General features: G+C 68.5%; 1 protein-coding gene. It reads left to right on the forward strand.

Annotated features, from left to right (window positions below):
• Positions 1–19 precede the first annotated feature (19 nt).
• Positions 20–2,979: hypothetical protein (locus OXU43_04225; protein ID MDD9824362.1), on the forward strand; the 2,960-nt coding region annotated here is incomplete at its 3' end.

The following is a 2,979-nucleotide window of genomic DNA, read 5'->3' on the forward strand; positions in this document are numbered from 1 at the left end:
CCTCTGGGAGAGGGTTGGGGTGAGGGTAAAATCCGGCGCGGCGCAGCAGATGCCTAAAAATACCGAGTCCATTGTGAACGCGGCCTTGGCGGCGGCGCTGCGGGAAAAGAACCCGCACTGGCGCGTGGCCGCCGAGCAGACGGCGATTATGGAAGAAACCGGGCGGCGCCCGGATATCGTCTTGCCGGGCAGCGCGCCGGTTGTGATCGAGACGGAGTTCCCGCCGGCCCGGACGGTGGAGGAGGATGCCAAAGCGCGCCTGGGCAAGGGCCTGGCCAATTCCCCGCAAAGCTTGGAACAGGTATTGGCGCTGCGCCTGCCCGAGAGATTGCGGACCTGCCCGCAGGAGGAATTGCCGCGGGCCGTGGCGCAGGCGGAGTACGAATACTGCCTGTACGGCTTTGCCCGCGCGGCAGGCGCGGCGGTCCCCGGAGCGGGGGCGCGGCCGGAGGCGTCGCGCTGGCCGTCCGGCGGCTGGCTGCGCGGCGGCGTCTCGGCGCTGGCCGGCCTGTTGGAAAATGCCGGCTTGTCCGAGCGTCTGGTGGCGGACAGCCTGCGAACCCTGGAGGCGGGCGTGGGAGAGGCGGCGCGGTTGCTGCGCGCGGAGACCCGGGATCACCCGGATATAAACCGGAATATCGCCGGGGAACTGCACCAGGAGGACAGCCCGCAGACCTCCAGGATGGCCATGGCTATCGTGGCCAACGCGCTGACCTTTCAGACCCTGATTGCGGGCGCCCACCGCATCCGAACCCTGGATCGGTTGCGCTTGTCTTCCGGGGTCCTGTCCAAGGGGGAAGTCTTGCGGGAATGGGATCGCATCCTGAAAGAGATCAACTACTGGCCGATCTTCGGCATTGCGCGCCGGCTCCTGCTGCCCGTGCCCGCCGGGTTGGCCGCCCGGATCTTAGACCTGCTGGCCCAGACTTCCGACGCCCTGGCGGCGAATGGCGTTACCCGTTCTCACGACCTCTACGGGAGGCTGTTCCAACGCTTGATCGGCGACCGCAAATTCCTGGCCACCTTCTACACGCTGCCGCCCGCCGCCACCCTGCTGGCGGAGTTGGCCGCGGACAGCCTCCAGGGCGTGGACTGGGGCGATGCCGAGGCGCTGAAAAAGCTGCGCATCGGCGACCTGGCCTGCGGCACCGGCACCCTGCTGGCGGCGGCATACTCGGCGGTTTTGGCCCGCTTCCGTCATGCCGGCGGCGACGACGCCCGGCTCCACAGCGCCATGATGGGGGCGTCCCTGGTTGCGGCGGACATCATGCCCGCGGCCACGCACCTGACCGCATCCATGCTCTCCAGTTTGCACCCCACGCGCATCTTTCGCGGCACGCAGGTGCACACGCTCCCTTACGGGATCTCCGGCGCGGACCCCCGCCCGTACATCGGCGCGCTGGACTTCATAGACCGGGAGCACGGCGTGGACGTGCTGCAAGAAGGGATCGGCCTGCGGGTCGCCGCGGGCGAAGGCCCGGCTCGGGACCTGGGGCATGAGGAACTGGTCGCGGCGAATTTCGCCCTGCGGCACGAATCCATGGATCTGATCATCATGAACCCGCCCTTTACCCGGCCCACGAATCACGCGCTTACCGACATGCCGGTGCCCTCCTTTGCCGGCTTTGACACCAGCGAGCAAGAACAGCGCCACATGGCCGCCCGGCTAAAAGAGTTGCGCCGCCGTCTTCATGCCCCGGCGGGCCACGGCAACGCCGGGTTGGCCTCCAACTTCATAGACTTGGCGGACGCCAAGCTGCGCCCCAACGGCGTGCTGGCCCTGGTGCTCCCCCTGGCCTTCGCGCAGGGAGGCTCCTGGGCCAACAGCCGCGCCCTGCTGGCGCGCAACTACGAAGACATCCGCGTGTTCTCCATCACTGCCGTAAAGGCGCGCGACAGGGCATTTTCGGCGGATACCGACATGGGCGAGGTGCTGGTGCTGGCCCGCAAGATGCCCCGCGAACGGCGGGCGGCCGCCCCGTCTCCAGACCCGCGGATTCATTGGATCGCCTTGCGCCGCCGCCCCGCCACCGCCATGGAGGCGACGGAACTGGCGCGGCAGGCGGGCGCCTTGCCCAGCGGCGCGGAGGATGCGGCGCGCCTTGCGATCGGCGCCGACCTCGCCGGCACCAGCCTGCGCGCGCCCCTGAGCCAAGGCGGCTGTGCGGCGGTTGCCGATGCCGAACTGGTGCGCGCGGCGGTCGCCCTGGAGTCCGGCCGGTTGCGCCTTCCCAGGGGAGAGCCCGAACGCAAGCTTCCCACCGCGAAACTGGCCGCGCTGGGAGAACGAGGCATGTATCATTTGGATATAGATGGATGGCAAACCGACGGTTCCCCGCGCGGCCCCTTCGACATCGTGCCGCCCAATGGCGGCTACCCCACCTATCCCTGCCTGTGGGGACACGCGGCGGAGGCGGAACGCCAACCGATCGTGCGCCCGGATACGCAGGGCATCGCGCGTTCCGGTATGCGGGATAAGGCGGAGCGGGTCTGGCGCACGGCAACGCGCCTGCACTTCAACCGGGACTTTCGCTTGAACAGCCAAAGCCTGGCCGCCTGCCTGACGCCGGAACCCGCGCTCGGGGGCAGGGCATGGCCCAATTACCGCCTGCGAAAACCCGGCGACGAATACGCGGTCGCGCTGTGGGCCAACACCACCCTGGGCCTGCTGCTGTTCTGGTGGAAGGGGAGCAAGCAACAGCCTGGGCGGGCTGTGCTTACGCTTACCGTCTTGCCCGAGCTGGTTACGCTGGACCCGCGCGAGTTGGACGCGGGCCAAAAACGCAAGGCCCGGCAATTATTCCAGGAATTTGCGTCCCGCGCCTTCCTGCCCGCGAACGAGGCGTACCGGGACGAAACCCGGCAGGCCCTGGACCGTGCCGTGCTGGTGGAACTCCTGGGCCTTCCGAAGAGCGTTCTGGAACCCCTGGCCCTGTTACGCAAGAAGTGGTGCGCGGAGCCCACCGTGCACGGCGGCAA

This window comes from Gammaproteobacteria bacterium, from assembly GCA_028817255.1.
Lineage (GTDB): Bacteria > Pseudomonadota > Gammaproteobacteria > Porifericomitales > Porifericomitaceae > Porifericomes > Porifericomes azotivorans.